Origin of the sequence: Mycolicibacterium llatzerense (assembly GCF_025331195.1) — a bacterium.
Classification (GTDB): domain Bacteria; phylum Actinomycetota; class Actinomycetes; order Mycobacteriales; family Mycobacteriaceae; genus Mycobacterium; species Mycobacterium llatzerense.
On the sequence record NZ_LXOV01000017.1, the window covers coordinates 241,108 to 267,653 of the forward strand.

Annotated in this window: 24 protein-coding genes; 17 read left to right on the forward strand and 7 right to left on the reverse strand. The window is 67.8% G+C overall.

Going from position 1 to position 26,546, the window contains the following annotated elements; translation table 11 throughout:
• The first annotated feature begins 32 nt into the window (after positions 1-32).
• The 9 genes from A7G45_RS28775 (at position 33) to A7G45_RS28815 (ending at position 9,067) form a co-directional block, all read left to right on the forward strand.
• Positions 33-950, forward strand: coding sequence for a serine/threonine-protein kinase (locus A7G45_RS28775; RefSeq protein WP_260941973.1), 918 nt, complete (start codon positions 33-35; stop codon positions 948-950).
• A gap of 176 nt (positions 951-1,126) precedes the next feature.
• The gene (locus A7G45_RS28780) at positions 1,127-2,617 is read left to right on the forward strand and encodes an amino acid permease (protein ID WP_260941975.1); all 1,491 of its coding nucleotides are present in this window, start codon (positions 1,127-1,129) and stop codon (positions 2,615-2,617) included.
• A gap of 83 nt (positions 2,618-2,700) precedes the next feature.
• Positions 2,701-3,081 carry a PPOX class F420-dependent oxidoreductase gene (locus tag A7G45_RS28785; RefSeq protein WP_260941977.1) on the forward strand — a complete coding sequence of 127 codons (381 nt, stop codon included), beginning with the start codon at positions 2,701-2,703 and terminating at the stop codon, positions 3,079-3,081.
• The gene (gene purU, locus A7G45_RS28790; protein WP_260942230.1) at positions 3,078-3,971 is read left to right on the forward strand and encodes a formyltetrahydrofolate deformylase; all 894 of its coding nucleotides are present in this window, start codon (positions 3,078-3,080) and stop codon (positions 3,969-3,971) included. Before A7G45_RS28785 ends, purU begins: the two co-directional genes overlap by 4 nt.
• A 4-nt stretch (positions 3,972-3,975) precedes the next feature.
• Positions 3,976-4,368 (forward strand): PPOX class F420-dependent oxidoreductase, encoded by a 393-nt coding sequence (locus A7G45_RS28795; RefSeq protein ID WP_260941980.1) that lies wholly within the window; start codon positions 3,976-3,978, stop codon positions 4,366-4,368.
• 34 nt (positions 4,369-4,402) lie between these two features.
• Positions 4,403-4,891 (forward strand): FxsA family protein, encoded by a 489-nt coding sequence (locus tag A7G45_RS28800; protein ID WP_260941982.1) that lies wholly within the window; start codon positions 4,403-4,405, stop codon positions 4,889-4,891.
• Positions 4,892-4,912: 21 nt separating this feature from the next.
• Positions 4,913-6,529 carry an amidohydrolase gene (locus A7G45_RS28805; RefSeq protein WP_260941983.1) on the forward strand — a complete coding sequence of 539 codons (1,617 nt, stop codon included), beginning with the start codon at positions 4,913-4,915 and terminating at the stop codon, positions 6,527-6,529.
• Positions 6,522-8,309, forward strand: coding sequence for an apolipoprotein N-acyltransferase (gene lnt / locus A7G45_RS28810; protein ID WP_260941986.1), 1,788 nt, complete (start codon positions 6,522-6,524; stop codon positions 8,307-8,309). Before A7G45_RS28805 ends, lnt begins: the two co-directional genes overlap by 8 nt.
• Before the next feature lie 2 nt (positions 8,310-8,311).
• Positions 8,312-9,067, forward strand: a complete 756-nt coding sequence (locus A7G45_RS28815) for a polyprenol monophosphomannose synthase (protein ID WP_043986051.1) — start codon at positions 8,312-8,314, stop codon at positions 9,065-9,067.
• Positions 9,068-9,124: 57 nt separating this feature from the next.
• Here A7G45_RS28815 and A7G45_RS28820 read toward each other — a convergent pair whose 3' ends face one another.
• Positions 9,125-9,460 carry an RNA polymerase-binding protein RbpA gene (locus A7G45_RS28820; RefSeq protein WP_043400890.1) on the reverse strand — a complete coding sequence of 112 codons (336 nt, stop codon included), beginning with the start codon at positions 9,458-9,460 and terminating at the stop codon, positions 9,125-9,127.
• Positions 9,461-9,588: 128 nt separating this feature from the next.
• On the opposite strand from A7G45_RS28820, the gene A7G45_RS28825 reads away from it, so the two are divergent.
• The 3 genes from A7G45_RS28825 (at position 9,589) to A7G45_RS28835 (ending at position 11,678) form a co-directional block, all read left to right on the forward strand.
• Entirely contained in the window at positions 9,589-9,915 is a 327-nt protein-coding gene (locus tag A7G45_RS28825) for a hypothetical protein (RefSeq protein WP_043986050.1), read from the forward strand.
• A gap of 32 nt (positions 9,916-9,947) precedes the next feature.
• On the forward strand, positions 9,948-10,586 hold the full coding sequence (locus A7G45_RS28830; RefSeq protein WP_260941991.1) for a DNA-directed RNA polymerase subunit beta: 639 nt from the start codon (positions 9,948-9,950) through the stop codon (positions 10,584-10,586).
• A gap of 240 nt (positions 10,587-10,826) precedes the next feature.
• A complete protein-coding gene (locus tag A7G45_RS28835; protein ID WP_260941993.1) occupies positions 10,827-11,678 on the forward strand; it encodes a patatin-like phospholipase family protein in 852 nt (283 codons plus the stop codon).
• A gap of 29 nt (positions 11,679-11,707) precedes the next feature.
• Here the strand turns inward: A7G45_RS28835 and A7G45_RS28840 are convergent, their stop codons facing one another.
• Positions 11,708-12,451 (reverse strand): hypothetical protein, encoded by a 744-nt coding sequence (locus A7G45_RS28840; RefSeq protein WP_260941995.1) that lies wholly within the window; start codon positions 12,449-12,451, stop codon positions 11,708-11,710.
• Positions 12,452-12,487: 36 nt separating this feature from the next.
• On the opposite strand from A7G45_RS28840, the gene ilvA reads away from it, so the two are divergent.
• Positions 12,488-13,771 (forward strand): threonine ammonia-lyase IlvA, encoded by a 1,284-nt coding sequence (ilvA, locus tag A7G45_RS28845; RefSeq protein WP_260941997.1) that lies wholly within the window; start codon positions 12,488-12,490, stop codon positions 13,769-13,771.
• A gap of 53 nt (positions 13,772-13,824) precedes the next feature.
• Here the strand turns inward: ilvA and treZ are convergent, their stop codons facing one another.
• The 4 genes from treZ to A7G45_RS28865 are packed head-to-tail and all read right to left on the reverse strand — an operon-like array spanning position 13,825 to position 22,107.
• Positions 13,825-15,543, reverse strand: a complete 1,719-nt coding sequence (gene treZ, locus A7G45_RS28850) for a malto-oligosyltrehalose trehalohydrolase (RefSeq protein WP_260941998.1) — start codon at positions 15,541-15,543, stop codon at positions 13,825-13,827.
• The gene (gene treY / locus A7G45_RS28855; RefSeq protein WP_260942232.1) at positions 15,536-17,812 is read right to left on the reverse strand and encodes a malto-oligosyltrehalose synthase; all 2,277 of its coding nucleotides are present in this window, start codon (positions 17,810-17,812) and stop codon (positions 15,536-15,538) included. Before treY ends, treZ begins: the two co-directional genes overlap by 8 nt.
• A 5-nt stretch (positions 17,813-17,817) precedes the next feature.
• The gene (glgX, locus tag A7G45_RS28860; RefSeq protein WP_260941999.1) at positions 17,818-19,941 is read right to left on the reverse strand and encodes a glycogen debranching protein GlgX; all 2,124 of its coding nucleotides are present in this window, start codon (positions 19,939-19,941) and stop codon (positions 17,818-17,820) included.
• 9 nt (positions 19,942-19,950) lie between these two features.
• Positions 19,951-22,107, reverse strand: a complete 2,157-nt coding sequence (locus A7G45_RS28865; RefSeq protein ID WP_260942001.1) for an acetyltransferase SucT — start codon at positions 22,105-22,107, stop codon at positions 19,951-19,953.
• A 112-nt stretch (positions 22,108-22,219) separates the two neighbouring features.
• Between A7G45_RS28865 and A7G45_RS28870 the strand changes: the two genes are divergently transcribed.
• Genes A7G45_RS28870 through A7G45_RS28885 form a run of 4 tightly spaced genes read left to right on the forward strand, consistent with a single transcriptional unit; the run spans position 22,220 to position 25,888 of the window.
• Entirely contained in the window at positions 22,220-23,512 is a 1,293-nt protein-coding gene (locus A7G45_RS28870) for an adenosylmethionine--8-amino-7-oxononanoate transaminase (protein ID WP_260942003.1), read from the forward strand.
• Positions 23,513-23,548: 36 nt separating this feature from the next.
• Entirely contained in the window at positions 23,549-24,691 is a 1,143-nt protein-coding gene (locus A7G45_RS28875; protein WP_260942006.1) for an 8-amino-7-oxononanoate synthase, read from the forward strand.
• The gene (bioD, locus tag A7G45_RS28880) at positions 24,688-25,380 is read left to right on the forward strand and encodes a dethiobiotin synthase (protein ID WP_260942008.1); all 693 of its coding nucleotides are present in this window, start codon (positions 24,688-24,690) and stop codon (positions 25,378-25,380) included. Before A7G45_RS28875 ends, bioD begins: the two co-directional genes overlap by 4 nt.
• A 1-nt stretch (position 25,381) precedes the next feature.
• A complete protein-coding gene (locus A7G45_RS28885) occupies positions 25,382-25,888 on the forward strand; it encodes a 2'-5' RNA ligase family protein (protein ID WP_260942009.1) in 507 nt (168 codons plus the stop codon).
• Between the two features lie 51 nt (positions 25,889-25,939).
• On the opposite strand, the gene A7G45_RS28890 is transcribed toward A7G45_RS28885, so the two are convergent.
• A complete protein-coding gene (locus tag A7G45_RS28890) occupies positions 25,940-26,539 on the reverse strand; it encodes a TetR/AcrR family transcriptional regulator C-terminal domain-containing protein (RefSeq protein WP_260942011.1) in 600 nt (199 codons plus the stop codon).
• Positions 26,540-26,546 lie beyond the last annotated feature (7 nt).

Here is a 26,546-nt window from a genome sequence, read left to right on the forward strand (position 1 = left end):
AGAAATCCGGCGCCCGCAGTTATCCTGGCTCGATGTTCGAGATCGGTGCGGTGGTCGCCGGTTACGTCATCGAAAGCCGCCTCGGCAGCGGCAGCAGCGCTGACGTGTATCGGGCTCGCCGACCCGCGGAGTCAGTTCCGGTGGCGCTGAAGATATTTCACAACCAGGATGCCGATGACCGGGTGGCCTGGCGGCTGGAGCGGGAGTTCAGTATCGCCTCCCGCCTGAGGCACCCGCACATTGTGGCGATGTATGAGCATGGAGAGCTGCGGGCCGGCGGCGGTGGGGCAGACGAAGATGGTGCGCAACCCACCAGGCTGTGGCTGTCCATGCAGTACGTCGACGGCCCCGAGTCGACGGTGCTGATACCGGGACCGGACCAGGAGCCTGACGTCGGTGCGATCGTTCGGGTGTCGACGCAGATCGGCTCGGCCCTGGACTATGCGCATCAAATGGACGTGATACATCGGGATGTCAAGCCCGCCAACATCTTACTGAGCTCAGATCGACGGTCGGCGTTCCTGACCGATTTCGGCATCGCGCAGTTGTTGGACGATGCAAAACCGCTGGCCCGCAATGGCCGGGTGCGTGGGTCGATTGCGTACGCAGCTCCGGAACTCCTGACCGCTCAACAGTTGTTGCCGCAAACGGATGTCTATGCGTTGGCCTGCACCATGTTCGAGTGGCTGACCGGCCTGCCGCCGTATCCACGCCCCACCACGTTCGCCATCACGTATGCCCATCTACACGACGAGGTGCCGACGCTCACCTCGCGCCGCGCCTGGTTGCCGACTGCGTTGAATTCGGTATTCGCGAAAGCACTCGCGAAAGATCCGTCCGCGCGCTATGGCTCATGCGCCGAGTTTGTCGCCATCGTCGCGAAGATAATGCGGGATGTCGCGGCGCCGCACCGCCGCCGCCGACGGTGGCCGGCATGGTCGCGTCGCTGAAATTTATGGTTCACGCAGTATTTACCGTCTGAGCCGACGCGTGCGGAGCATCCGACTTAGGGTTTTGGTGGGGCGAAGCGCAGGAGTCTGAGAGCAGTATCGGGCCGACCTCTCGTGCGGACGACATCGATGTGGCCCCATGGCAACTGGGTCCATCCGATGCCGACGGGAACCGAATGACCACTGAATCAACGAGTTACGACAATTCAGCGCTTGCGCACGAAGACGAGGGATATCACAAGGCCCTCAAGCCGCGTCAGATCCAGATGATCGCCATCGGCGGCGCCATCGGCACCGGTTTGTTCATGGGCGCGGGCAGTCGCCTGCACTCGGCCGGCCCGGGCCTGTTCCTGGTGTATGCCTTCTGCGGCGTTTTCGTCTTCTTCATCTTGCGGGCCCTCGGTGAACTCGTGCTACACCGACCCTCCTCTGGCTCATTCGTGTCATACGCGCGCGAATTCTTCGGTGAGAAAACGGCTTTCGTCACCGGTTGGCTCTACTTCTTCAACTGGGCGGCCACCGCGATCGTCGATGTCACGGCTGTTGCGCTGTATGTGCACTACTGGGGCATGTTCAAGGCGATACCGCAATGGTTGATCGCGCTCATCGCGCTGGGGATCGTCGTGACCATGAACATGATCTCGGTGAAGCTCTTCGGTGAGATGGAATTCTGGGCCTCGATCATCAAGGTCGCCGCGCTGGTCACGTTCCTGGTGGTCGGCATCGTGTTCCTCGGCGGACGCTTCGAAATCGAAGGCCAGGCAACCGGATTCGGTGTGCTCGCCGACAACGGCGGACTCTTCCCGGCCGGTCTGTTCTCGCTGGTGATCGTCACCTCCGGCGTCATCTTCGCTTACGCCGCAGTCGAACTCGTCGGCATCGCCGCCGGGGAGACCGCAGAGCCCGCCAAGGTGATGCCGCGGGCGATCAACTCCGTGGTCGCGCGTATCGGAATCTTCTATGTCGGCTCGTTGGTGGTGTTGGCGCTGCTGCTGCCCTACACGGCGTACCACAAGGGCGAAAGTCCTTTCGTGACATTCTTTTCCAAGATCGGCGTTCCCGCGGCCGGTGGCATCATGAACATGGTGGTGCTCACCGCCGCGATGTCCAGCCTCAACGCAGGCTTGTACTCGACCGGCCGCGTGCTGCGCTCGATGGCGATGAATGGCAGCGGCCCTGGGTTCACCGCGAAGATGAACCGCAACGGCGTGCCATTCGGCGGAATCGCGCTGACTGCCGCGCTCACCCTGCTGGGCGTCATCCTCAACCTGTTCGTACCCGAGGATGCCTTCAACATCGCCCTCGACCTGTCGGCGCTGGGCATCATCTTCACCTGGGGCATGATCGTCGCCTGCCAGATTCAGTTGTACCGCTGGGAAGCCAAGGGCATCCTGCAGCGGCCCAGCTTCCGGTTGCCCGGTACGCCGTACACCGGCTATGCGACGCTGGTGTTCCTCGTCGCCGTCACCGCGCTGATGTGCTACGAGAACTACTGGAATCTGATCGCCATCATCTTGCTGGTCCCGTTGCTGACCGGCGGCTGGTATGCGGTGCGGGGCAAGGTCCTGGCGATCGCGGCCACGCGTGTCGGATACACCGGCGACTACCCGGTGATTCCACAGCCACCGATCCCCACGGCGCCGCACCTGCCGCACGAGAAGACGTAGCGCTTCCGAGGGCTGTGCACGCATCTGCTTTGGCGGGCGTACACAGCGCTCACGCTCGTCGCCCAAGCACTAACCTGATGGCCATGGCCCTCACCTTCGCCGACGTCGCCACCGCGAACTACGTCCTGCTGACCACCTTCACCAAGGACGGCCGGCCCAAGCCCACCGCCGTCTGGGCGGTCCCGGACGGTGACCGGCTGCTGGTCATCTCCGAGGCCAAAGCGTGGAAAGTCAAGCGAATCCGGAACACCCCGCGCGTCACTGTCGCCAAGTGCGACATGCGCGGCAACCCCAAGAGCGAGGCCGTCGAGGCCAAGGCGGCGATCCTGGACCAGTCGCAGGTCGGCGCCGTCTACGACGGCATCGGCACGCGCTACGGGTTGATCGGCAAGGCCTTCAACTTCTTCTCCAAGCTGCGCGGCGGTATGGAGAACAACGTCGCGCTGGAGCTGCGGGCCGCATAGTGAGTCAATTCCCTGCCGGCGCGCCAAAGTTGCCGCGCCACAAGGACATCGGCCGGCTGCTGCTGAACTGTCCGGACCGCCGCGGCGTGATCGCCGCGGTGTCGACGTTCCTGACCCGCTCGGGCGCCAACATCATCTCGCTGGACCAGCATTCGACGGCTCCCGAAGACGGTGTCTTCCTGCAACGCACCGTCTTCCACCTGCCCGGGCTCGCTGCCGCCCAACCTGACCTGGAGCGCGAATTCGCCGCGGTGGCAGAAGAATTCGACATGGACTACCGGTTCACCGATGCGTCCAAACCCAAGCGTGTGGCCATCATGGCCTCGACTGCCGACCACTGTCTGCTCGACCTGCTGTGGCGCAACCGCCGCGGCGAACTCGACATGACCGTGGTGATGGTGATCTCCAACCACGCCGACCTGGCCGAGCAGGTCCGGGCGTTCGGGGTGCCGTTCGTGCACATCCCGGCCACTCGGGACATCCGGGAACAGGCCGAACAGCGTCAGCTGGAGCTGCTCAAGGGCAACGTCGATCTGGTGGTGCTGGCCCGGTACATGCAGATCATCACGCCGGGGTTCCTCGACGCCATCGGGTGTCCGCTGATCAACATCCACCATTCGTTCCTGCCGGCGTTCGTCGGTGCCACGCCGTACCGGCGGGCGAAGGAGCGCGGCGTGAAGCTGATCGGCGCCACGGCGCACTATGTCACCGAGGACCTGGACGAAGGCCCGATCATCGAGCAGGACGTGGTGCGGGTCGACCACAACGACAGCGTCGAAGAGCTCGTGCGGCTCGGCGCCGACGTGGAACGAGCCGTGCTGTCCCGGGCGGTGCTGTGGCACTGCCAGGACCGCATCCTGCGACACGATAACGAAACCGTGGTCTTCTAGAGCCATGGCGCCGACGTTCGAAGACGTGTACCGCGAGAAGTACCTGCTGCTGACGACGTTCACCAAGGACGGCCGACCCAAGCCGACTCCGGTCTGGGGTGTGCCGCACGACGGCAAGCTGCTGATCAGCACAGATGATGGCTCGTGGAAGACCAAACGGATCAAGAACACCCCGCGGGTCACCATCCAGAAGTGCGGTGCGCTGGGCAAGGTCAAGGGCGAACCGGTCGAGGCCATCGCGCGCAATCTGCCGAAGTCCGAGACCAAGCGGGTATTCGACATGGTGACCAGGCGCTACTGGTGGCATGCCTGGTGGTGGATCCCGCAGGCCATCATCCGAGGCGGTGTCGACAAGGTGCACGCGGCCATCGAGGTGGAGCCGATCCCCGGCTCCTAGGAACCAATTCCGGCGTTTCGGCGTTGTCCAGTGCATGGCGATGCGACTTTTTCTGGTTTACGCGCTCGTCGAGGTCGCGGTGCTGGCAGTCCTGGCCTCGACCATCGGTGTGGCTTGGACACTACTGGCGCTGTTGGCCACCTTTGCCGCTGGTCTGGCCATCGCAGGCACCCAGATCACCCGGCATTTCAGCAGGTTGTCCGAGGCGCTGAGCGCTCGATCCACCGATCCGACGCTGGCCACGGACAGTGTCTTGGTGGCCCTCGGCACGGTGCTGGTTGTCGTCCCCGGGCTGGCCAGCTCGGTGCTCGGCGCGCTCATGCTGGTGCCGTTCACCCGGCGCGCGGCGCGGCCGGCGGTAACCGCTCTGTTCGGCCGGCGGCTGACCCCGATGGACTTCCCGACGCAGGTGATCTACATCAATCACGATGAGCGCTACCGCGGTCGCGGCGAGTACATCGACGGGGAAGTGATCGACGTCATCGACAGCTCACCGGTCGCTGTGCACCGGCAGGCCGGCTGAACGGACTAACGTCTCACCTTCGTGACGACCTTTGCGACGACGCTGCTGCTCGGCGGTCGTATTCATAGCCCGGCTGCGCCCGACGCCACCGCGATCGCAATCCGCGACGGAGCGGTGGCCTGGCTCGGTTCCGATGACGTCGGGCGGGCGCTGCATCCGGATGCCACCGTCGTCGACCTCGAAGGTGCGTTCGTGGCCCCGGCGTTCGTCGACAGCCACGTGCACCTGACCGCCACCGGACTCACCGTGGCCGGCCTGGACCTGCGCACCGCGACGTCGCTGCCGCATCTGCTTACCCTGCTGGCCGAGCACGCCGCGCAGCAGCCGGACGGCGTCATCTGGGGCCACGGCTGGGACGAATCGGGCTGGCCCGAGCGCGCCATCCCGACCACCGCCGACCTCGACGGAGTGCTCGGCGGGCGTCCCGCGTACCTGGCCCGGGTCGACGTGCACTCGGCCGTCGCGACGACCGGCCTGCGGCAGCTGGTACCCGGGCTCACCGACAGCGCGGGTTTCTCCGAGCAGGGCCCGCTGACCGCGGACGCGCACCACCGCGTGCGGGCCGCGGCCCGCAACCTGCTCAGCGCCACGCAGCGCCGCGGCGCCCAACGCGCCGCGCTCGACCTGGCCGCGCGCAACGGCATCGTCGCGGTGCATGAGTGCGCGGGCCCTGAGATCGGCGGCCTCGACGATTGGGCCGATCTGCGTGCCACCGAACACGGCGTCGACATCGTCGGCTACTGGGGTGAGGCGGTCGACACCGCCGCAGCCGCCCGCGACCTGATGGACCGGACCGGAGCCCACGGCCTGGCCGGCGACCTCTTCATCGACGGCGCGCTCGGCTCACGGACCGCCTGGCTGCAGCAGCCCTACGCCGACGCGCCCGCCTGCTGTGGCAACACCTACCTGGACACCGACGCCGTCGCCGCACACCTGCTGGCCTGCACCGAGGCCGGTATCACCGCCGGCTTCCACGCCATCGGCGACGCCGCGGTCGCTGCCGTCGTGGAAGCCCTGGACCGGACCGTGGCGGCTTTCGGGGCACCCGCGGTGGCGCGCTGCGGGCACCGGCTGGAGCACCTCGAGATGGTGGACGCCGAACAAGCGCGCAGGCTGGGATCGTGGGGCGTGGTCGCCAGCATGCAGCCGAATTTCGACGCGCTGTGGGGCGGCGCCGACGGCATGTACGCCCAACGTCTCGGTGTCGATCGAGCACAGGGTTTGAACCCGTTTGCGCTGTTAGCATCGCAAGGCGTGCCCCTCGCCTTCGGTTCGGACAGTCCCGTCACCAGCATCAATCCGTGGGAATCGGTGCGCGCCGCCATCAGCCACCGGACGTCCGGTAGCGCCATCTCGGCGCGGTCGGCGTTCCTCGCCGCCACCCGCGGCGCCTGGCGGGCCGGCGGTGTCCGTGACGGCATGACCGGGACGCTGGTGCCGGGGGCCGTCGCGTCGTACGCGGTGTGGCAGGTGCCCGGCGGCGCCGACGCCCTGGACGTCACCGCGCCGGCCGACGCTGTGCAGCGCTGGTCCACCGATCCGCGGTCGCGGGTACCCGCGCTACCTCCGCTGGGCCCTGAAGACGATCTGCCGACCTGCTTGCAGACCGTCCACCACGGCGAGCAGATCCATGGCTGAGGGCCAGGAGAGCGTGGAGGAAACCCTGGACGACGACGTCCAGGACGAGGCGGAGTCGCCCACGCCGGAAGAGCCCGAACAGCCGCAGGGTCCCGGCCGGGCCGCGCGGATCGTCGCCGGCGTGCGCCGGTTCTTCGAGCCCCGGTTGATGCGGTTGGCCGTGGCCGTCGTGGCCGGCCTGCTCTTGTGCGCGAGCTTCCCGCCCTTCGATCTCTGGTACCTGTCGTTCCCCGCGCTGGCGCTGCTGGCCTGGGCGCTGGTCGACGAACGCACAACGCCCGCAGGCGGTTTCGGCTACGGCATGCTGGCCGGTCTGGTGTTCTACGTGTTGTTGCTGCCGTGGATCAGCAATTTCGTCGGGCCGATCCCGTGGCTGATGCTCGCCGCTCTGGAGGCGTTCTTCACCGGTGTGTTCGGGCTGACCGCGGTCCTGGTGCGGCGCCTGCCGGGCTGGCCCCTGTGGTTCGCCGCGCTCTGGGTGTCGGCCGAATGGCTCAAGTCGACCGTGCCGTTCGGCGGATTCCCATGGGGCGTCGTGGCCTTCAGCCAGACCGGCAGCCCACTGCTGCCGCTCGCCCAGGTCGGCGGTGCGCCGTTGGTGTCGTTCGCGGTGGCGCTGATCGGTTTCAGCGCGACAGCCATCGTGCTCGAGGCGGTCAGGCACTGGCGGCATGACCACCGCACGGGTGCCGCGGCCCCGCCGGCGGTGTTCATCCCCGGCATCTGCATCGCCGTCGTCCTGCTGCTCACCGTGCTGGCCTGGCCGCACGTCCGCAAGGCCGGAGCTGGTGCGGGCGACGACCCCGCGATCAACGTCGCCGCCATTCAGGGCAACGTGCCGCGCCTCGGCCTGGACTTCAACGCCCAGCGCCGCGCGGTGCTCGACAACCACGTGCACGAGACCAAAGAACTGGCCGAAGACGTCCGTGCCGGCCGCGCACCGCAGCCGACGGTGGTCATCTGGCCGGAGAACTCGTCGGACATCGATCCGCTGGTCAATGCCGACGCCGCGGAACTGATCTCGGCGGCGTCGTCCGCCATCCACGCGCCGATCCTGGTGGGCACCGTGCTGGCGGCGCCGGAATACACGCCGGAGCACCCGGTGACCACCAACTCGGTGATCGTGTGGAACGGGACCGACGGGCCGGGGGAGCGCCACGACAAGGCCATCGTGCAGCCGTTCGGCGAATACCTGCCCTGGCGCAGTTTTTTCCGGCTGCTGTCGCCGTACGCCGATCGGGCCGGCTACTTCGTGCCGGGCAACGGCAGCGGCGTCGTCACCGCCGCCGGGGTGCCGATCGGCGTGACGACGTGCTGGGAGGTCATCTTCGACCGCGCTGCCCGGCAGTCGGTGCTCAACGGCGCGCAGCTGCTGGCGGTCCCTGCCAACAACGCGACGTTCGACGAGCCGATGAGCGTGCAGCAGCTGGCGTTCGCCCGGCTGCGGGCCGTCGAACACGACCGGTACGTGATCGTCGCGGGCACCACGGGGATCAGCGCGGTGGTCGCGCCGAACGGCCAAGTCCTGGAGCGGACGGAGTTCTTCCAGCCCGCCTATCTGGACCGGCAGGTGCGCTTGAAGACCGATCTGACCTTCGCCACGCGGTGGGGACCGGTCATCAACGGTGTGCTTGTGGGGGTCGGCGTTGCGGCTCTTCTGGCGGGCATGCTGCACAATAGGAAGCTCGTCCGCCGCCGCCAGGCGGCGGCGGAACATCAGGCCGGCAAAGACGCCGCGATTGATACCGACACCGACGCCGACAACGAACAGGGGAACTGACCATGGGCGAAGATCGTCCGAGTCAGCGCACGCTGGTCATCATTCCGACCTACAACGAGCGCGAGAATCTGCCCTTGATCGTGGGCCGGGTGCACGCCGCCCGTCCGGACGTCCACGTGCTGGTCGTCGACGACGACAGCCCCGACGGCACCGGCCAGCTGGCCGATGAGCTGGCGCTGGCCGATCCGGACCGCCTGCACGTCATGCACCGGGCCGGCAAGGGTGGTCTGGGTGCCGCGTACCTCGCCGGGTTCGCCTGGGGCCTGGGGCGCGGCTACAGCGTCCTGGTCGAGATGGACGCCGACGGCAGCCATGCGCCCGAGGAGCTGTACCGGCTGCTGGACGCCGTCGACGCCGGTGCCGACCTGTCGATCGGTTCGCGGTACGTGCCCGGCGGTGCCATCCGCAACTGGCCCCGTCGCCGGCTCGTCCTGTCGCGCACGGCGAACACCTATGCCCGCGTACTGCTGGGCGTCAAGATTCACGACATCACCGCCGGCTACCGCGCCTACCGGCACGACGTGCTGGAGAAGATCGGCCTCGACGACGTCGATTCGAAGGGCTACTGCTTCCAGATCGACCTGACCTGGCGTGCCATCAACGCGGGCTTCACCGTCGTCGAGGTGCCCATCACGTTCACCGAGCGCGAGCTGGGTGTGTCGAAGATGAGCGGCTCGAACATCCGCGAGGCCATGTCGCAGGTGGCCAAGTGGGGCATCCGCGGCCGGTTGGACCGGGCCCGCGGCATCGTCCGCTAGTCGCCCACCAAGCACGAAAAAGCCCCGCCGCGAGGCGGGGCTTTTTCGTCTGCGCAGTTAGCCGCGGCGGCGGGTCTTGATGAGCTCCAGCCGCTCCTTGAGCAGCTCTTCGAGCTCCTCGACGGAACGACGCTCGAGCAGCATGTCCCAGTGGGTACGCGGCGGCTTGACCTTCTTGGGCTCGGGCACGTCACCCTCGAGCAGGGTGCCTTCCATGCCGTTCTTGCACGCCCAGGTGCCGGGGATTTCCGCGTCGTCGGCGAACGGAACTTCGAATTCCTCGCCGTTGTCGGTGCGGTAACGGGCCACCTGCCGCGGCGCCAGGTCATGGTTACGGTCGGTCTCGTAGCTCACAGCTCCGAGGCGACTGCCTCTCAGGACACGATCAGCCATCGTCAATCACTCCCTTGGTATAGCGACAGGGAATCAACGCAGGCCAGCGCCGTGAAGTTCCCGACTCAGTTGTCCATGATACCGGGGTTCGGACCGTCTCCCGATACAGTCACGATCGTGAGGCGGACATGAAGCGCTCGAAGGCCCAACCTTGCCGGTGGTGTGGCCGTGAGGTGGCCGACGCGGGCATGGGTCGTCGTCGCCAGTACTGCCGCCAGTCGTGCCGACAGCGTGCCTATGAGCAGCGGGCCATGGTCAAGGGAACTTCGCTGGCCGAGGACTCGGTGGTGCTCAGTGCAGAGGAAGCAGCGGCCCTCTCGGACCGCGTTTATCAGGTACGGTGTGCGGCCGAGGACGTCGCGACGGCTGTTGCCGAAGGCGCCGGCCCCACTGAATTGAAAGAGCTGTGTGAGGTGCTGTTGCAGGCCGCGAAAGACGCCGACGGTTGGCGCTGACGGCGCGCGCAGCGACGGGAAAGAACTGATGCATGACTGACGACCGTCGGCGGATCCACAAGCCGACCAAGTTCCTGGGCCGCGGCTTCGAGGCGTTCCACGACGTCGAGGACCCCGTCCAGGAGAGTCGCATCGCCCATGAGACGGCGGCTGCGCTGCTGGAACGGGTTCGCAGCTACCCCGATCCCGACGTGGTGTCGCGGCTGGTGGCCTACACCGACGAACACGGCATCGAGACCATCGCCGAGTTGTGGGCGGGTGCCGGCGCGCGAAGTCTGCCCGGCGCGTTGTGGCGGGTCTACCTGCTGCGGTTGTCGATCCGCGACGACCCGTACTCGGCCAGCCTGATGTTCGGCCGCGGCACGGAGGTGCTGCACTCGATCGACCCCGTGGTTGCCGGTGCCGAGACACCTGTGGGGCCGACGGAGATCCGGGAGCTCGCCGATCGCATCCTGCGCGGCGTGTTCGAGGGCGACTTCGCCGTCGCGCTGGAACGGGCGGCGGCGTACTGCCGGGTGAGTGCGGCCGGCTGCACGAGCCTGGCCGACGACGCGACGACGACCGCGCCGGAGCGCGCCGCGGAGCTGACCGACCGCGCTGTGACGTTCACGCGCATCGCCAACGAGCTGCATGCCGCAGCCGCGCTGTGGCGCAGCAATTCGCTGGATTGACGCGGTGGCCGACGATGTCGGCGGACCACGTCCGAGAAGTTAAAGCCAGACCGCAGAACGCCTCTCGGCGGTAGGCCGCTCGTGGCGGCGAAATTTGGGGCCCGGGGTTACTGCGGCCTGGCGCTGTTCACTCTAGCGGATGATCGCGTGCGGCGAGCAATTCCCTGATGGCGTCGGGCGCTCATTTCAGGTGTCCGGAATCGTCTCGGCAGAACGCCTCGATGTGCGTACTGTGTCGGCATGACGACGGCGTTCGTGCTGTCCGGCGGCGGCAGCCTGGGGTCCATCCAGGTGGGCATGCTGCTGGGTCTGGCCGAGGCGGGCATCACACCGGATCTGATCGTCGGCACCTCGGTCGGCGCGCTCAACGGCGGGTGGATCGCCGGGCGGTCCGACCACGACGGCGCCCTGGCGCTGGCCGATCTGTGGCGGACCCTCTCGCGCCGCAAAGTGTTCCCGACCAGCCCGAGCATGGGGCTGCTCGGGTTTCTGGGGCGTCGGCCGCACTTGGTATCCGACAGCGGGATCCGCAGTCTGCTGCAGCAGCACCTTCGCTTCCGGCGGCTGCAGGACGCACCGACGCCGCTGCACGTGGTGGCAACCGATGTCCTGTCCGGGCAGGACGTCCTGCTGTCGTCGGGCGACGCCATCGACGCGATCGTGGCCAGCGCCGCCATCCCCGCCGTCCTGCCACCGGTCCGGATCGGCGGACGCGATCTGGTCGACGGCGGCGTGGTGAACAACACACCGCTGTCGTATGCGGTGGAACTCGGCGCGACCGAGGTGTGGGTGCTGCCGACGGGCTACTCGTGCGCCATGCCGCAACCACCGAGGGCCGCCCTGGCCATGGCCATGCACGCCTTCACGCTGGCGATCAATCGGCGGTTGGCCACCGACGTCGAGCGGTTCGAAGGATCGGTCGAGCTGCATGTCGTGCCGCCGCTGTGTCCGGTACGGGTGTCGCCGGTCGACTTCTCCCGCTCGGCGGAGCTCATCGAGCGATCGCTGCAGTCCACGCGGCGCTGGCTGCCGACGACTCGCCCCGAGGTGGGGCAGGCCGAACTGCTGGAACCGCACCGCGATTGCAGCTGAACCCTCCGTGCTCCTCGCGTGCGCGGGGCCTACTTCAGCACGTTGACGGCGCGGGCGATGACGAGTGCCGTCGTCGAGATCGACACCATCGACTGCAGCGTCATCATCATCTTGGCCCACCGGGTGAGCGGCATGGTGTCGGTGGGGGAGAACGCCACGACGTTGGTGTAGCTCACGTACAGGTAGTCGACGAACGTTGGGCGCCAACCGGGTTCGGCGTTCTGCGGATCGCTCATCTGCGGGAACTGGAAGTCCGGGTACGGGTCGTCACCGGCCCGCCGGGCGAACGGCCCACCGCGGTCCAGCTCCCAGAACCAGATGCCGAACACGATGACATTGGTGATGAAGATCGCCGCGCCACTGCCCAACAACAACCCGGCATTGTTCGACACCTGGCCGGACAGGATGTGGATGTCGAGCACGATCGCCGAGGTCGTGTTGTCGGCGGTGATGGCCGCGGTCAGCGCCCGCATCGCCCACTTGCCGACGGTGGTCTCCCGGGACATTCGCAGCGGGTTGATGATCATCAGCACGACCACGAGCAGGAGCTCCAGGCCGATCAGCGGCCACCGGGGCACCACGGTGTACTGCTCGGGGACGGCCCACTGCAGCGCCACCGCACCGAGGACGGCGAAGATCACCGGCAGTCGGTTCTCCGGCGCACCGGGCCGCAGCCACGACGGCACGTGGCTTTCGGCACTGTGCGTCAGGCGGTGGGTGCGCTCGACGAACGTCCTGACCGCCGGCGGCACCGGTTCTGGGGTGGGGTCCATGCGCTCAGTTTCGCACCGAGATGACACCATTAGACGGTGTCTGCCGAGCTGAGCCAGGGAACCCACAGGTCGTCGCCGCTTACCGCGGCTGACATCGATGCGGCTGCCCGGCGAATTTCCTCGGTGGTCACCCGGACCCCGTTGCAATTCAGCGATCGGCTGTCGGCGCTGACCGGCGCCCAGGTCTATCTGAAGCGTGAGGACCTGCAGGCGGTGCGGTCCTACAAGTTGCGCGGCGCCTACAACCTGCTGATGCAGCTCTCTGACGAGGAGAAGGCCGCCGGCGTCGTGTGCTCGTCGGCGGGCAACCACGCCCAGGGTTTCGCGCTGGCCTGCCGTTCGATGGGCGTGCACGGCCGGGTGTACGTCCCGGCCAAGACGCCCAAGCAGAAGCGGGACCGCATCCGTTACCACGGCGGGGACTTCATCGAGCTGATCGTCGGGGGCGCCACCTATGACCTGGCCGCCGCGGCGGCGCTCGAGGACGTCGCACGCACCGGGGCCACTCTGGTCCCGCCGTACGACGACCTGCGCACCATGGCCGGTCAGGGCACCATCGCGGTCGAGATCCTCGACCAGCTGGACGGCGAGCCCGATCTGGTGATCGTGCCGGTCGGCGGCGGCGGCTGCATCAGCGGCATCACCACCTACCTGACCGCCCACACAAAGGCGACCGCCGTGCTCGGGGCCGAGCCTGCGGGAGCGGCCTCGATGATCGCGGCACTGGCCAAGGGCGAGCCGGTGACGCTGGAGCATGTCGACCAGTTCGTCGACGGCGCCGCGGTGGCGCAAGCCGGCGCGCTGACCTATGCGGCGCTGGCCGCCGCCGGGGACATGGTGTCGGTGACGACGGTCGACGAGGGCGCGGTGTGCACCGCGATGCTCGACCTGTACCAGAACGAGGGCATCATCGCCGAGCCCGCGGGCGCGCTGTCGGTGGCGGCGTTGATGGAGAACGGCGTCGAGCCCGGTTCGACGGTCGTGTGCCTGATCTCCGGTGGCAACAACGACGTTTCGCGCTACGGCGAGGTGCTCGAGCGGTCGCTGGTGCACCTGGGTCTCAAGCACTATTTCCTGGTGGATTTCCCGCAGGAGCCCGGCGCCCTGCGGCGGTTCCTCGACGAGGTGCTCGGACCCAACGACGACATCACCCTGTTCGAATACGTCAAGCGCAACAACCGGGAGACCGGCGCGGCGCTGGTCGGCATCGAACTCGGTTCGGCGGCCAACTTCGACGGGCTGCTGGAGCGGATGCACGATTCGGGCATCCACGTCGAGCCGTTGGAGCCGGGGTCTCCGGCGTACCGCTACCTGACCTAGCCACCTCCTCGCCGAGATGACGCTTTATGACGGGATTCGGCGATGTTTCGTCACTAACCGTCATCTCGGCGGAGGATGGCGAACGAATGTCCCTGCAGCAGAGTCGATTCACCGACCTTCGGCTCGGCGGACGACAGCACCAGCTCGCCGGTGACGGGAACTGCGACGGGCTGCTCGCCGAGGTTGCATGCCACGGCGAACGCCCCACGGTGCATGACGATCCAGCGGTCGGTCTCGTCGAACTCGATGCGCAGTTGGTCGAGCCACTGGTTGGCGAAGTCGGGTTCGGTGCGCCGCAACGCGATCAGGTCGCGGTACAGCTGCAGTAGCCGGGCGTGCTCGCCGGTGCCGGCCTCGTCCCAATCGAGTTTGGAGCGCTGGAACGTCGCGGGGTCCTGCGGATCGGGGATGTCATCGGCGGCCCAGCCGTGATCGGCGAACTCGGCCTTGCGTCCCTCGGCCGTCGCGCGGGCCAGTTCGGGTTCGGGATGCGAACTGAAGAACTGGAACGGCGTCGATGCGCCCCACTCTTCACCCATGAAAAGCATTGCCGTATACGGCGATCCGAGGACCAATGCGGCCTTGACCGCGAGTTGCCCGAAATCGAGATTCTGCGAGGGGCGGTCGCCGATCGCCCGGTTGCCCACCTGATCGTGCGTGCACGTGTACGCCAGCAGTCGGGTGGCCGGAATCTGCGCGATGTCCAGCGGGCGGCCATGGCGGCGGTGCCGGAACGACGAGTAGGTGCCGGCATGGAAGAAGCCGTGGGTCAGGGTGGTGGCCAGCGTCTGCACGGACCCGAAATCGGCGTAGTAGCCCTGCCGTTCCCCGGAGACCGCAGTGTGGATGGCGTGGTGGATGTCGTCGTCCCACTGCCCGGCGAGGCCGTACCCGCCGCGGTCCCGCGGAGTGATCAGGCGCGGGTCATTGAGGTCGCTTTCGGCGATCAGTGACAGTGGCCGGCCCAATTCTTGAGCCAGTGCGTCGGTTTCGGTGGCCAGCTCTTCCAGTAGATGCACCGCCGTGGTGTCGACCAGCGCGTGCACCGCGTCCAATCGCAGCCCGTCGATGCCGAAATCGCGCATCCAGCGCAACGCGCAATCGATGATGTAGCGGCGCACCGGGTCGGAGTCGGCACCGGCGATGTTGATCGCCTCGCCCCACGGGGTCCGACCTGCTGTCAGGTACGGCCCGAACTTGGGCAGGTAATTCCCCGACGGGCCAAGGTGATTGAACACCGCGTCGAGCAGCACGCCCAGGCCCCGCCGGTGGCAGGCGTCGACGAAACGCACCAGACCCGAAGGGCCGCCGTAGGATTCGTGCACCGCGTACCACAGCACGCCGTCGTAGCCCCAGCCGTGATTGCCGCCGAACGCGTTGACGGGCATCAGTTCGACGAAGTCGACGCCGAGTGCCACCAGGTGGTCCAGCCGCTCGATGGCGGCGTCGAACGTACCGGCGCCGGTGAACGTGCCGACGTGCAGCTCGTAGATCACTGCGCCGTCGATGGCCCGGCCGGCCCAGGGCGCCGCGGACTCGGCGGGCCACAGCTGTGAAAGTTCGTGCACGCCATCGGGTTGCCGCGGCGAACGAGGGTCGGGTAGTGGTGGGGCGTCATCCAAGACGAAGCCGTATCGCGCGTCGGCGGGTACGTCCACGGTGACGCGCCACCACCCGTCATCGGAGCGGCTCATCGGGTATCTGGCCCCGTCGACCTCGAGCGCGACGATGTCAGGGGTGGGTGCCCACACAGAGAACTCGTGATCAGGCACGGGCCTTCTCCAGGAGCACGCCGGGCAGTTCGGCGAACAGCACGTCAGCGGTCACGGTGCCGGACCAGGTCCGACCGGTCAGGCGGTCGGTCCAGTCGCCGTCGGGCAGCTGGATAGTGGTGTCGGCGCAAGCGGATTCGTCGAGCTTCAGCGTCCACCGGGGTACGACCACCAGCACGTCGGCGCCGCGCCGGAACGCGATGACGTGGTCGGCGGCGGGTCCGTCGGCGACGACGGGCGTGTAGTCGCCCGACAGGTACGTGGCGGGCCGCTCCCGGCGCGACCGCAACGCACCCGCGACGACCCGAATCTTGGGGTGGCTCAAGGAATCGAGCTCGGTTTGGCGGAGCGCGAAATCCACCGGACGCCGATTGTCGGGGTCCACCAAGCTGTCGTCGAACAGCTCGGTGCCCTGGTAGACGTCGGGGACACCTGGCACGGTGAGGGCCAGCAGCTTCTGCGCTACGGCATCGCAACGCGCGGCCTCGTCGAGCTGCCCGACCAACGCCGTCACCTCATTGGCGACCGGCCCGTCGAGCAGCGCGTCGATCCAGTCACGCACGGCCCGTTCGAATTCGCGGTCCGGCTGCTCCCAGTCGGTGTGCAGCTCGGCTTCCCGGACCGCCTTCTCTGTGTAGGCGTGCAGCCGCTCGCGGACGGTGTCGTCGATTTCACCGGATACCGGCCACACGCCGATGATGTTCTGCCACAGGAACAATCCGGTGCCCTCGTCGGGCGGTACGCACACCGTGTTCCAGCGCCGCACGCGCCCTGCCCATAGGTCGGCGCACTGGGACAGCGCCGTGATGCGGGCCCGGACATCCTCGCTGCGCTTGGTGTCGTGTGTGGACAGGGTCACCATGGTGGCGGGCCAGTCCCGTGCACGCGCTGCGGCGCGCTGGTGAAATTCGTCCGTGCTCATGCCGAATCGCTCGGGGGTGCCACCGACCTCATTCAGCGATACCAGGCGAGCGTCGCGGTAGAACAGTGTGTCCTCGACTGCTTTGGCCGTCACCGCGCCGCATAACTGCTGCAACCGGGCAGCGGGTTCGGGCTGGTCGAGTGCTGTGGCAATCAGTTCCACCGCGGATGTCAGTTCCGGTGCCGCGCTGATGGTTTCGCTGATGGCTTCGGCCAGCACCGGGGCCAACACCGGGTAGTCGGTGCGATACCCGCCAACCCGGCTGAGCAGTTGGGCGATGGCTTCCGGCAGGGCGGGGTCATCGGTTTCGGTGGTGCGCATGATCGCGCGGCTCAGCCGGGCAAGCTCGCTGGGCAGGGTCCCACGGGCGGCCTTGGCCTTCAATTCCCGGGTGTCGCACCGGGTCTCGTGCGCCAGCTCCGTCAGCGGCTCGACACCGTCCGGGTCGACGAACAGCCCACCGATTTCGCGTAGCACGTCGTAGCCGGTGGTGCCCGCGATGGGCAGGCTGGGTTCGAGCGGCTCGTCGGCGGCCAGGATCTTCTCGGCGACGATCCAGGCGTCGGGCCCGGTCAGCTTCCGCAGCTGGGCGAGATAGCCTGCGGGATCGGTCAATCCGTCGATGTGATCGACCCGCAAACCGTCCACCAGGCCCTCACGGAACCAGCGCCCGATCTCGGCGTGACTGGCGTCGAACACGTCGGGGTCCTCTTGACGCACCGCCGCCAGCGAGGTGATGGAGAAGAACCGCCGGTACCCGCACGACCCTGAACGCCACCCCACCAATCGGTATGCCTGCCGGGCGTGGACCTCGGCCGCGGTGCCCGCACCGGTCCCTGGCCGGATCGGCCAGACCCGGTCACCCAGACGCAGCACCTCACCGTCGACGGTCAGGGCATCGGCGTCGGCGTCAGAACCCAGTACCGGCAACACGATTCGCCCGTCTGGGTCCAAGTCCCAGTCGATGTCGAAGAAGCGGCTGAACCGCGACTCACGGCCGTGGGTCAGGACGTCCCACCACCACGGATTCTGCTCGGGCCGTTCGACGCCGACGTGGTTCGGCACGATGTCCACGATCAGTCCCATGCCGCGCGCTCGGGCCGCGGCGGACAGCCGGGAGAAGCCCTCGTGCCCACCGAGTTCCGCGGAGATCGCCGTCGGGTCGGTGACGTCGTAGCCGTGCGTGGACCCGGTGACAGCGGTCAACACCGGCGACAGGTAGAGGTGCGAGACGCCGAGATCGTCGAGATAGGGCAGCAGTGCCAGCGCGTCGTCGAAGGTCATTCCGTTGCCGCGCATTTGCAGCCGGTACGTGGAAACAACGGGCAAGACCGGCGCTGCTGCCATCTCGGTCACGCCGTCTTACGCAACACCAGCAGCGAGCGGGCCTGCAGCGAGATCGTCTCACCTGCGCCGGCCACCAGTTCGGTGCGCCCGTGCGGGTCCGCGGTGTCCAGGGCCGCCGCCCATTTCTCGCCGTAGCCCTGGTCGGGAATCACGAAATCCAGACCTTCGTCATGGGCGTTGAAACACAGCAGGAACGAGTCGTCGGTGACCCGTTCACCGCGCGCGTTGGGCTCGGGGATCGCGTCGCCGTTGAGGAACACCGAGATGCTCTTGCCGAAACCGGAATCCCAGTCCTCGAGCGTCATCTCGTCCCCGGCCGGTGTCAGCCAGGCGATGTCGCGAACCTGCCCGCTGCTCCGAACCGGTTGTCCGGCCAGGAACCGGCGGCGCCGGAACACCGGATGTTCCCGGCGCAGCCGCACCACGGTGCGGGTGAATTCCAGGAGCGCCGAATTGGTTTCGCGCATGGTCCAGTCCATCCACGACAGGGTGTTGTCCTGGCAGTAGACGTTGTTGTTGCCCTGCTGGGTGCGGCCGATCTCGTCGCCGTGGCTGATCATCGGGGTGCCCTGCGACAGCATCAGGGTCGCGAAGATGTTGCGGCGCTGCCGCTCCCGCAGCGCGATGATCTCGGGATCGTCGGTCGGGCCTTCGACGCCGCAGTTCCAGGAGCGGTTGTGGCTCTCGCCGTCCCGGTTCTCCTCACCGTTGGCATCGTTGTGCTTCTCGTTGTAGGACACCAGGTCGGTCAACGTGAAGCCGTCGTGGCAGGTGACGAAGTTGATGCTCGCGCTCGGGCGCCGGCCGGTCGCTTCATACAGGTCCGACGAGCCCGTCAGCCGAGAGGCGAACTCGCCCAGGGTCGCGGGCTCACCGCGCCAGTAGTCGCGCACGGTGTCGCGGTACTTCCCGTTCCATTCGGTCCACAAACCCGGGAAGTTGCCGACCTGGTAGCCACCCTCGCCGACGTCCCACGGCTCGGCGATCAGCTTCACCTGGCTGATCACCGGATCCTGTTGCACCAGATCGAAAAACGCCGAGAGCCGGTCCACGTCATAGAACTCGCGCGCCAGGGTCGAGGCGAGGTCGAAGCGGAAGCCGTCGACGTGCATCTCGAGTACCCAGTACCGCAGTGAATCCATGATCAGCTGCAGCGTGTGGGGATGGCGGGCGTTGAGGCTGTTGCCGGTACCGGTGAAATCCTTGTAGAGCGACAGGTCGTCATCATCGAGCCGGTAGTACGCGGCGTTGTCGATGCCGCGGAAGTTCAGCGTCGGGCCGAGGTGATTGCCTTCGGCGGTGTGGTTGTAGACCACGTCGAGGATGACTTCGATACCGGCTTCGTGGAACGCCTTCACCATGGTCTTGAACTCGGCGACCGCGCTGCCGGCGTGCTGGTTCCACGAGTACTGGTAGTGCGGCGCGAAGAAGCCGAACGTGTTGTAGCCCCAGTAGTTTCGCAGGCCCAGGTCCAGTAGCCGGTGGTCGTGCAGGAACTGGTGCACCGGCATGAGCTCGATGGCGGTGACGCCGAGCGACTGCAGATGCTCGATGATCGCCGGATGCGCGAGCCCGGCGTATGTGCCGCGCAGTTCCTCGGGGATCGCCGGGTGGGTCTGGGTCATGCCCTTGACGTGCGCTTCGTAGATCACCGTCTCGTGATAGGGCGTCCGCAGCACGCGGTCGTTGTCCCAGTTGAAGAATGGGTTGATGACCACGCTGGTCATGGTGTGCCCCAACGAATCAATGCCGGGCGGCTCGCCGGTGGCCGACGGTGCCGACATGTCGTAGGAGTACAGCGCCTGCGTGAAGTCGAAGTCGCCGTGGAACGACTTGCCGTAGGGATCGAGCAGCAACTTGCTGGGATCGCAGCGATGTCCGTTGGCTGGATCCCACGGTCCGTACACCCGGAATCCGTACCGCTGCCCGGGCGTGACGGCCGGCAGATAGCAGTGCCACACGTAGCTGTCGACCTCGTCGAGGTTGACGCGTTCCTCGCTGCCGTCCTTGGCGATCAGGCACAGCTCGACGCGCTCGGCGACTTCGGAGAACAGCGAGAAATTGGTGCCGGACCCGTCGTACGTGGCACCGAGGGGATAGGCGCTACCCGGCCAAACGCCGACAACCATGAAGGCAGCTCACCACCAGCCGGTGGCAGCCCCGACCTGGCGGCCGAGTTCGGCGGTCATGGTGCGCATGTAGGTGGCGGACAGGTGATGAGAGTCGTGATACAGCAAGACATTTCCCTCCACAGCGCGGCAGATGTCAGAACGGCACACCGCGTCACTCATGTCGAGCGGCTTCAACAATGGGAACTGCGCGACGAAATCGAGGGTCGGGTTGTGCTCGGACAGTACCTCGGAGCGCGCGATACCGCAGGACGTTGAATTACCGCCGCTGGCAAGGCAGTCGGCCGGGAAGAACGGCTTACCGTCCTTGACCAGCCAAGGGGTGTCGCGCATGGCGAGTATCGGGATGTTCGCATCGGACAGTCGCTGCCAGATGCCGATGTAGGTGCCGGGCATGACGTCGCCGGGCTTGATGTTCCAGGGGCGCGTGGAGGTGGTGAAGACGAAGCTCGGGCGGTCGGTCACCAGCTTCGGCATGACCAGTTCGTTCCACTCGTAGCACTTCGGGTACGGCCGGTTGTCGCCCATCACCAGCGGGTTGGGCTCGGTCGACAGCGGGCAACCCATCTTCAGATAGGTGACGACCTTGAAGTGGTACCGCTTGCCGAGGATGTCGAGCGCGGTGATCCAGTGTTCGGCGTGCGAGCCGCCGGCCAGCGCCACGGTGCGCGCAGCGGCGATGTCGCCGTACGAGCAGTTGCGGATCGACAGGTCGTCGAAGTCGGCGATACAGCTGTCGGCCGTCGTGGCCGGCACATCGTCCTTGGCTTCGAGGACCGTCGGGCGGAACGGCAGTTTCGGCACCTTCGCGTGGTGCAGCAGCGAACGTGCACCCGGGTAGTCGACGGGGGACAGCGTGGCGAGTTCCTTGCCGTTGGCCCGTTCGGTGTTCATGTGCGAGCGCCAGGTGAATGCCGTGGCGGTCAGCGTCACACCCATGAGGGCGACGACCGTCCCCAACAGCGCGGTGGGGCGGCGCAACCGGGTTCCGAGTGGGACGTCAGGCGTACGTGCCGGCCGGCGCAGCGGGTTCTCCACATAGCGGGTGGTGAGCCAGGCCAGCAGCCCGGAGACCAGCAGCACGGCGGCGCCGTCGACGAGATGTGCCCGGCTGTGGCCGCTGTAGGCCAGCCAGAAGATCAGCAGGGGCCAGTGCCACAGATACAGCGAGTACGCCATGGCGCCCAGGGACACGAACGGGGCGGTGGCCAGGAGCCGGTTCGGCACGGGCAGCCGGTCGGTGCGGTTCGCGGCGCTGAGGATGAACAGCATGGTTGCGCCGACCGGCACCAGCGCCCACGGCCCGGGGAATTCCCGCACGCCGTCGATCAGGGCGCCACAAGACAAGATCGCGGCCAGCGCGACCACCGACACCACATTGCGCAGCCACATCGGCCATCGGACGGACGGCACCAGCGCCCCCACGAGGGCGCCCAGCAGCAGTTCCCAGCCGCGGGCGAAGCTGTCGTAGTAGGCGCTGACCTGGTCGGCCTGGTGGGCGACGATCGCGTAGACGAACGACGCGACGGTCAACACGCTGAGTAGCGCGATGAACGCGGGCCGTAGTCGGTCGCCGAGCCGGTGCCGGAACAGATACGCGAAGCCGAAGATCAGGGCCAGGAACGCGACGTAGAACTGGCCCTGCACCGACATCGACCAGAGGTGCTGCAGTGGGCTGACGGATTCGCCGGCCCTCAGGTAGTTCGACGCGGTCTCGGCCAGCTCCCAGTTCTGGTAGTAGCCGAGGCTGGCCAGGCTCTGGTCGGCGTACGTCTCCCAGCGGGTTTCCGGCTGGATCGCGATGGTCAGCACGGCGCCCGCGGCCAGTACGACGATCAAGGCGGGCAGCAGGCGACGGACCAGCCGGCGCAGCTGCGGACCGGGGGACAGTGGCGCGTGCGGTGTCAGCGCGATCCGTAGGAGTTTGCCGCCGAAGAAGAAGCCCGACAGGGCCAGGAAGACGTCGACGCCGCCGGAAACCCGGCCGAACCAGACGTGAAAGGCCGCGACCATGGCGATGGCGATGCCGCGCAGGCCGTCCAGGTCGTGGCGGTAGAACCCGCTCGGCGCGTTGCCCGCAGCGGAGTCCGCACCGCTGTCGGTGACGTGCACGGCGTTGCCCGACCCGGGCTGCGACGCCGGCCGCGGTGCTGCAAGAGTCGTCATGGTCGGCTGTCAATCTACCCAAGATCCAAGCCGCGTTCATGTAGCGGCGAGTCGCCCGCTCGCTGAGTAGGCCGGTTCCGACGTGCTGGGCGGGCGATTAGGCTCGGTCATCGTGCCAGCGCTGAACCCTGCCGAAATCTCGGCGATCGACACCGCCCACATCTGGCACCCGTACAGCACCATCGGCGCCGAGGCGTTGCCCGCGGTGGTTGCTACCGAGGCGCACGGCATCATGCTGACCCTCATCCATGAGGGCGAACCGGTCCAGGTCATCGACGCGATGAGCTCGTGGTGGACGGCGGTGCACGGGCACGGGCATCCGGTGCTCGATGCCGCGATCACCCGGCAGCTGAGCACGATGAACCACGTCATGTTCGGCGGGCTGACGCACGAGCCCGCGGCGCGGCTGGCGCAGCTGCTCGTGGAGATCACCCCGACCGGTTTGGACACGGTGTTCTTCTCGGATTCGGGTTCGGTCTCCGTCGAGGTCGCCGCGAAGATGGCCCTGCAGTACCAGCGCAGCCTCGGCCGTCCCGGCCGGCACAAGCTGATGACCTGGCGCGGCGGCTACCACGGCGACACCTTCACCCCGATGAGCGTCTGCGACCCCGACGGCGGCATGCATTCGATCTGGACCGATGTCCTGATGCCCCAGATCTTCGCGCCGCGGGTTCCGTCGAACTACGACCCCGAATACGTGGCTGCGTTCGAGGCCCAGCTGGCCGCACACGTCGACGAGCTGGCGGCCGTCATCGTCGAGCCGGTGGTCCAGGGCGCGGGCGGCATGCGGTTCCACGACCCGCGCTACCTGACGGCGCTGCGGGACATCTGCACCCGGCACGACGTGCTGCTGATCTTCGACGAGATCGCAACCGGCTTCGGGCGGACGGGTGAGCTGTTCGCCGCGGATCACGCCGGCGTCAGCCCCGACATCATGTGCGTCGGCAAGGCGCTGACCGGTGGTTACGTGACGCTGGCGGCGACGCTGTGCACCGCTGAGATCGCACGGGTGATCAGCTCCGGCGAACCGGGCGCCCTCATGCACGGGCCGACGTTCATGGCGAACGCGCTGGCGTGCGCGGTGTCGGTGGCGGCTGTCGAGCTGCTGCTGGGTCAGGACTGGCGGTCCCGGGTCGCCGAGATCTCGGAGGGGCTGCGGCGCGGGCTGGCGCCGGCCGCGGAGCTGCCCTCGGTCGCCGACGTGCGGGTGCTGGGCGCCATCGGCGTCGTCGAGATGCGCGAACCCGTGAACATGGCGCTGGCCACGGTCACCGCGATCGAACACGGCGTGTGGCTGCGGCCCTTCGGCAAGCTGCTGTACGTGATGCCGCCCTTCATCTGCACGCCCGACGAGATCGACCAGGTCACCTCTGCTGTGGTCGCCGTTGCCCGTGCGTTAACCTGAACACCGTTCAATGGCACTGGAGTCAGGAGCGCGCCGATGACCGATCACTCGCCGCTGGCCTGGCTCGCCGATGTCGAACGCCAGCGCCGCGCCGCGGGCCTGCGCCGGTCGCTGCGGGTCCGGCCCGCGGTGGCCACCGAACTGGACCTGGCATCCAACGACTATCTGGGCCTGACGCAGCATCCGGACGTCATCGAGGGCGGCGTCACGGCGCTGCACACCTGGGGCGCGGGTTCCGGTGGATCGCGCCTGGTGACCGGCAACACCGAACTGCACGAGGACTTCGAGGCCGACCTGGCCGACTTCATGGGCGCCGAGTCGGCGCTGGTGTTCTCGTCGGGCTACACCGCCAACATCGGTGCGGTTGCAGCCCTGTCGGGGCCGGGTTCACTGGTCGTGTCGGACGCCTACAGCCATGCCTCGCTGGTGGACGCCTGTCGGCTGTCGCGGGCGCGGGTGGTGGTGTCCCCGCACAACGACGTCGGCGCCGTGGAGACCGCGCTGGTCAGCCGGTCCGAGGAGCGGGCCGTCGTGATCACGGACTCGGTGTTCTCCACCGACGGCGCCTTGGCCCCGCTGCGCGCCCTGCACGAGGTCTGTCGCCGGCACGGCGCGTTGCTGATCGTCGACGAGGCCCACGGACTCGGCGTGCGCGGCACCGGCGGCCGCGGCCTGGTGCACGAGGTCGGATTGGCCGGCGAGCCCGACATCGTGGTGACGACGACGCTGTCCAAGTCGCTCGGCAGCCAGGGTGGGGCGGTGCTCGGCCCCGCCGCGGTGCGGGCCCACCTCATCGACGCCGCACGAACCTTCATCTTCGACACCGGCCTGGCCCCGGCCGCCGTCGGCGCGGCCCGCGCGGCACTTCAGGTCCTGATCGCCGAGCCGTGGCGGGCACAGGCCGTGCTGACCCACGCCGCGACGCTGGCCCGGTTCGGCGGCGCCGTCGGCACCCCGGATTCCGCCGTCGTCTCGGTGATCCTCGGTGACCCCGAGGTCGCGCTGGCCGCGGCCTCGGCGTGCCTGGACCGTGGTGTCCGGGTCGGCTGCTTCCGGCCCCCGACCGTGCCGGCCGGCACCTCCCGGCTCCGGCTGACCGCGCGTGCGTCACTCGACGACGCCGAGCTGGACTTGGCGGGCCGGGTGCTCGGCGAGGTGCTCGCCCTGGTGCAGTCGTGACCGTGCTGCTCGTCGCCGGTACCGACACCGGCGTCGGAAAGACCATCGCGACCGCGGCGCTGGCCTGCGCCGCTCGACAGGCCGGTCTGGACGTCGCCGTGTGCAAGGCGGTGCAGACGGGAATCTCGCCGGCCACCGGTCACGGTGACGACGATCTGGCCGAAGTGGGACGCCTGGCCGGGGTCACCTCGCTGGTGCCGGGCTGGCGCTATCCCGAACCGTTGGCGCCCGTCGCCGCCGCCGAACTGGCCGGCATGACGTTGCCCTCACGCGACGAGCTGATCGCGCTCATCAAGAACGTGGACCGGCCCCGCCAGCTGACCCTCGTCGAGGGTGCCGGGGGACTGCTCGTCCAACTCGGCGCCGACGGCACCACCTTGCGCGACCTGGCCGTCGAACTCGGGGCCGCGGTCCTGGTCGTCGTCGCGCCGGGCCTGGGCACCCTCAACCACACCGGCCTGACGGTCGAGTCACTGGCCGCGCACGGCATTGCGTGCGCCGGATTGGTGATCGGCAGCTGGCCCCAGGAGCCCGGGCTGGCGGAAGCGTCTAACCGGGGTGCGCTCGACGAGATTGCCTCGGTTCGCGCCGTGCTGCCCGACGGCGCGGGCCGGTTGTCGCCTGAGGTCTTCGCCGCCGTCAGCGCGGAAGCCTTTGATCCGCAATGGGTTTCGAGCCTGGTCGGCTGACGTGGTGCACTCGGTCGAGCTGCTGTTCGACCTCGACACCGAGGCCGTGATCCGGCGCGCCTGGGACGACCTGCGGGCCGCGGGGATCGCGGCTCAGCCGCCCGCCGCTCGTCCACACGCCACCTTGTGCGTCGCGCAACAGATCGATGAAGCGGTGCTACCGGCGCTCGCCGGTCTTGCCGAGAGGTTCCCTTTTCCTGCGCGCCTTGGCACAACGTTGGTGTTCGGCCGCAATGCCGGAATCGTGGCACGACTCGTGGTGCCCAGCGGTGACCTACTCGACCTGCACGCCGAGGTCTGCCGGCTCAGCGCACCGCATCTGCGGCCGGGGCCCATGCCGCACACCCGTCCAGGGGATTGGACCCCGCACGTCACCCTGGCGCGTCGGGTCCCGCCGGACCTGCTTGCCAAGGCACTCGGTATCGGCGGCGCGCCGGCGGAGATCAATGCTGCTGCCAGTGGGCTTCGGCTCTGGAATGGCAACGAGCGCACAGAGATTCAGATCTAGTGCCCAGCGTGAACTAGATGGTGAAGATCCTCGGATTTTTCACCATCGTGTTCACGTTCGACGGCTGATGGCGTGCGCCGCGAGCCCGTCGACCAGCAGGTCCAGGCCGAAAGTGAAACGGCCACCGGCGTTTTCGGACCACACCGAGTCGCTGTCGGCCACGGTCGCGCCAGCCGCGTCCCACTGCAGGCGGGACTGCTCGTCGGCGGTGAAGCCCAGCACGTAGTAGATGATGGTGCGGGCCGCGAGGTTGGCGTCGTCGGCGGTGAGGCCCGACTCGCGGCACGCGTCGGCCAACGCCTCCACGATGCGGCTGAGCTCGGCCGATCGCCCGGCCGAGAAGCTGGCCGAAACCAGCTCGGCGCCGTCGGTGGCGGACAGCAGCGCGTCACGCAACGCCGAGCACAACGCCACGACGCGGTCCGGCCACGGTCCGCCGGCCGGTCCGCTGATCGAGCGGGGAGCCGCGGTGGCCAGCAGGCGGTCGGCGACCGCGCCCAGTAGCTCCTGTTTATCGGAGAAATGCCAGTACAGAGCGCCCGGGCTGACGCTCAATTCACGCGCCAGCCTGCGCATGGTCAGGTCGGCTATCCCGTAGTTGTCCAGGATCTCGGCGGCCTTGGCCACCACGTCGCTTCGGTGCAGTTGCACATCTGTA

Excerpts from the sequence above, each read along its gene's own strand:
- A7G45_RS28775 (WP_260941973.1), top strand. The coding sequence starts at position 33 with ATGTTCGAGATCGGTGCGGTGGTCGCCGGTTACGTCATCGAAAGCCGC.
- A7G45_RS28780 (WP_260941975.1), top strand. The coding sequence starts at position 1,127 with ATGACCACTGAATCAACGAGTTACGACAATTCAGCGCTTGCGCACGAA.
- A7G45_RS28785 (WP_260941977.1), top strand. The coding sequence starts at position 2,701 with ATGGCCCTCACCTTCGCCGACGTCGCCACCGCGAACTACGTCCTGCTG.
- A7G45_RS28795 (WP_260941980.1), top strand. The coding sequence starts at position 3,976 with ATGGCGCCGACGTTCGAAGACGTGTACCGCGAGAAGTACCTGCTGCTG.
- A7G45_RS28800 (WP_260941982.1), top strand. The coding sequence starts at position 4,403 with ATGGCGATGCGACTTTTTCTGGTTTACGCGCTCGTCGAGGTCGCGGTG.
- lnt (WP_260941986.1), top strand. The coding sequence starts at position 6,522 with ATGGCTGAGGGCCAGGAGAGCGTGGAGGAAACCCTGGACGACGACGTC.
- A7G45_RS28815 (WP_043986051.1), top strand. The coding sequence starts at position 8,312 with ATGGGCGAAGATCGTCCGAGTCAGCGCACGCTGGTCATCATTCCGACC.
- A7G45_RS28820 (WP_043400890.1), bottom strand. The coding sequence starts at position 9,460 with ATGGCTGATCGTGTCCTGAGAGGCAGTCGCCTCGGAGCTGTGAGCTAC.
- A7G45_RS28825 (WP_043986050.1), top strand. The coding sequence starts at position 9,589 with ATGAAGCGCTCGAAGGCCCAACCTTGCCGGTGGTGTGGCCGTGAGGTG.
- A7G45_RS28830 (WP_260941991.1), top strand. The coding sequence starts at position 9,948 with ATGACTGACGACCGTCGGCGGATCCACAAGCCGACCAAGTTCCTGGGC.
- A7G45_RS28835 (WP_260941993.1), top strand. The coding sequence starts at position 10,827 with ATGACGACGGCGTTCGTGCTGTCCGGCGGCGGCAGCCTGGGGTCCATC.
- A7G45_RS28840 (WP_260941995.1), bottom strand. The coding sequence starts at position 12,451 with ATGGACCCCACCCCAGAACCGGTGCCGCCGGCGGTCAGGACGTTCGTC.
- treY (WP_260942232.1), bottom strand. The coding sequence starts at position 17,812 with ATGGCAGCAGCGCCGGTCTTGCCCGTTGTTTCCACGTACCGGCTGCAA.
- glgX (WP_260941999.1), bottom strand. The coding sequence starts at position 19,941 with ATGGTTGTCGGCGTTTGGCCGGGTAGCGCCTATCCCCTCGGTGCCACG.
- A7G45_RS28865 (WP_260942001.1), bottom strand. The coding sequence starts at position 22,107 with ATGACGACTCTTGCAGCACCGCGGCCGGCGTCGCAGCCCGGGTCGGGC.
- A7G45_RS28875 (WP_260942006.1), top strand. The coding sequence starts at position 23,549 with ATGACCGATCACTCGCCGCTGGCCTGGCTCGCCGATGTCGAACGCCAG.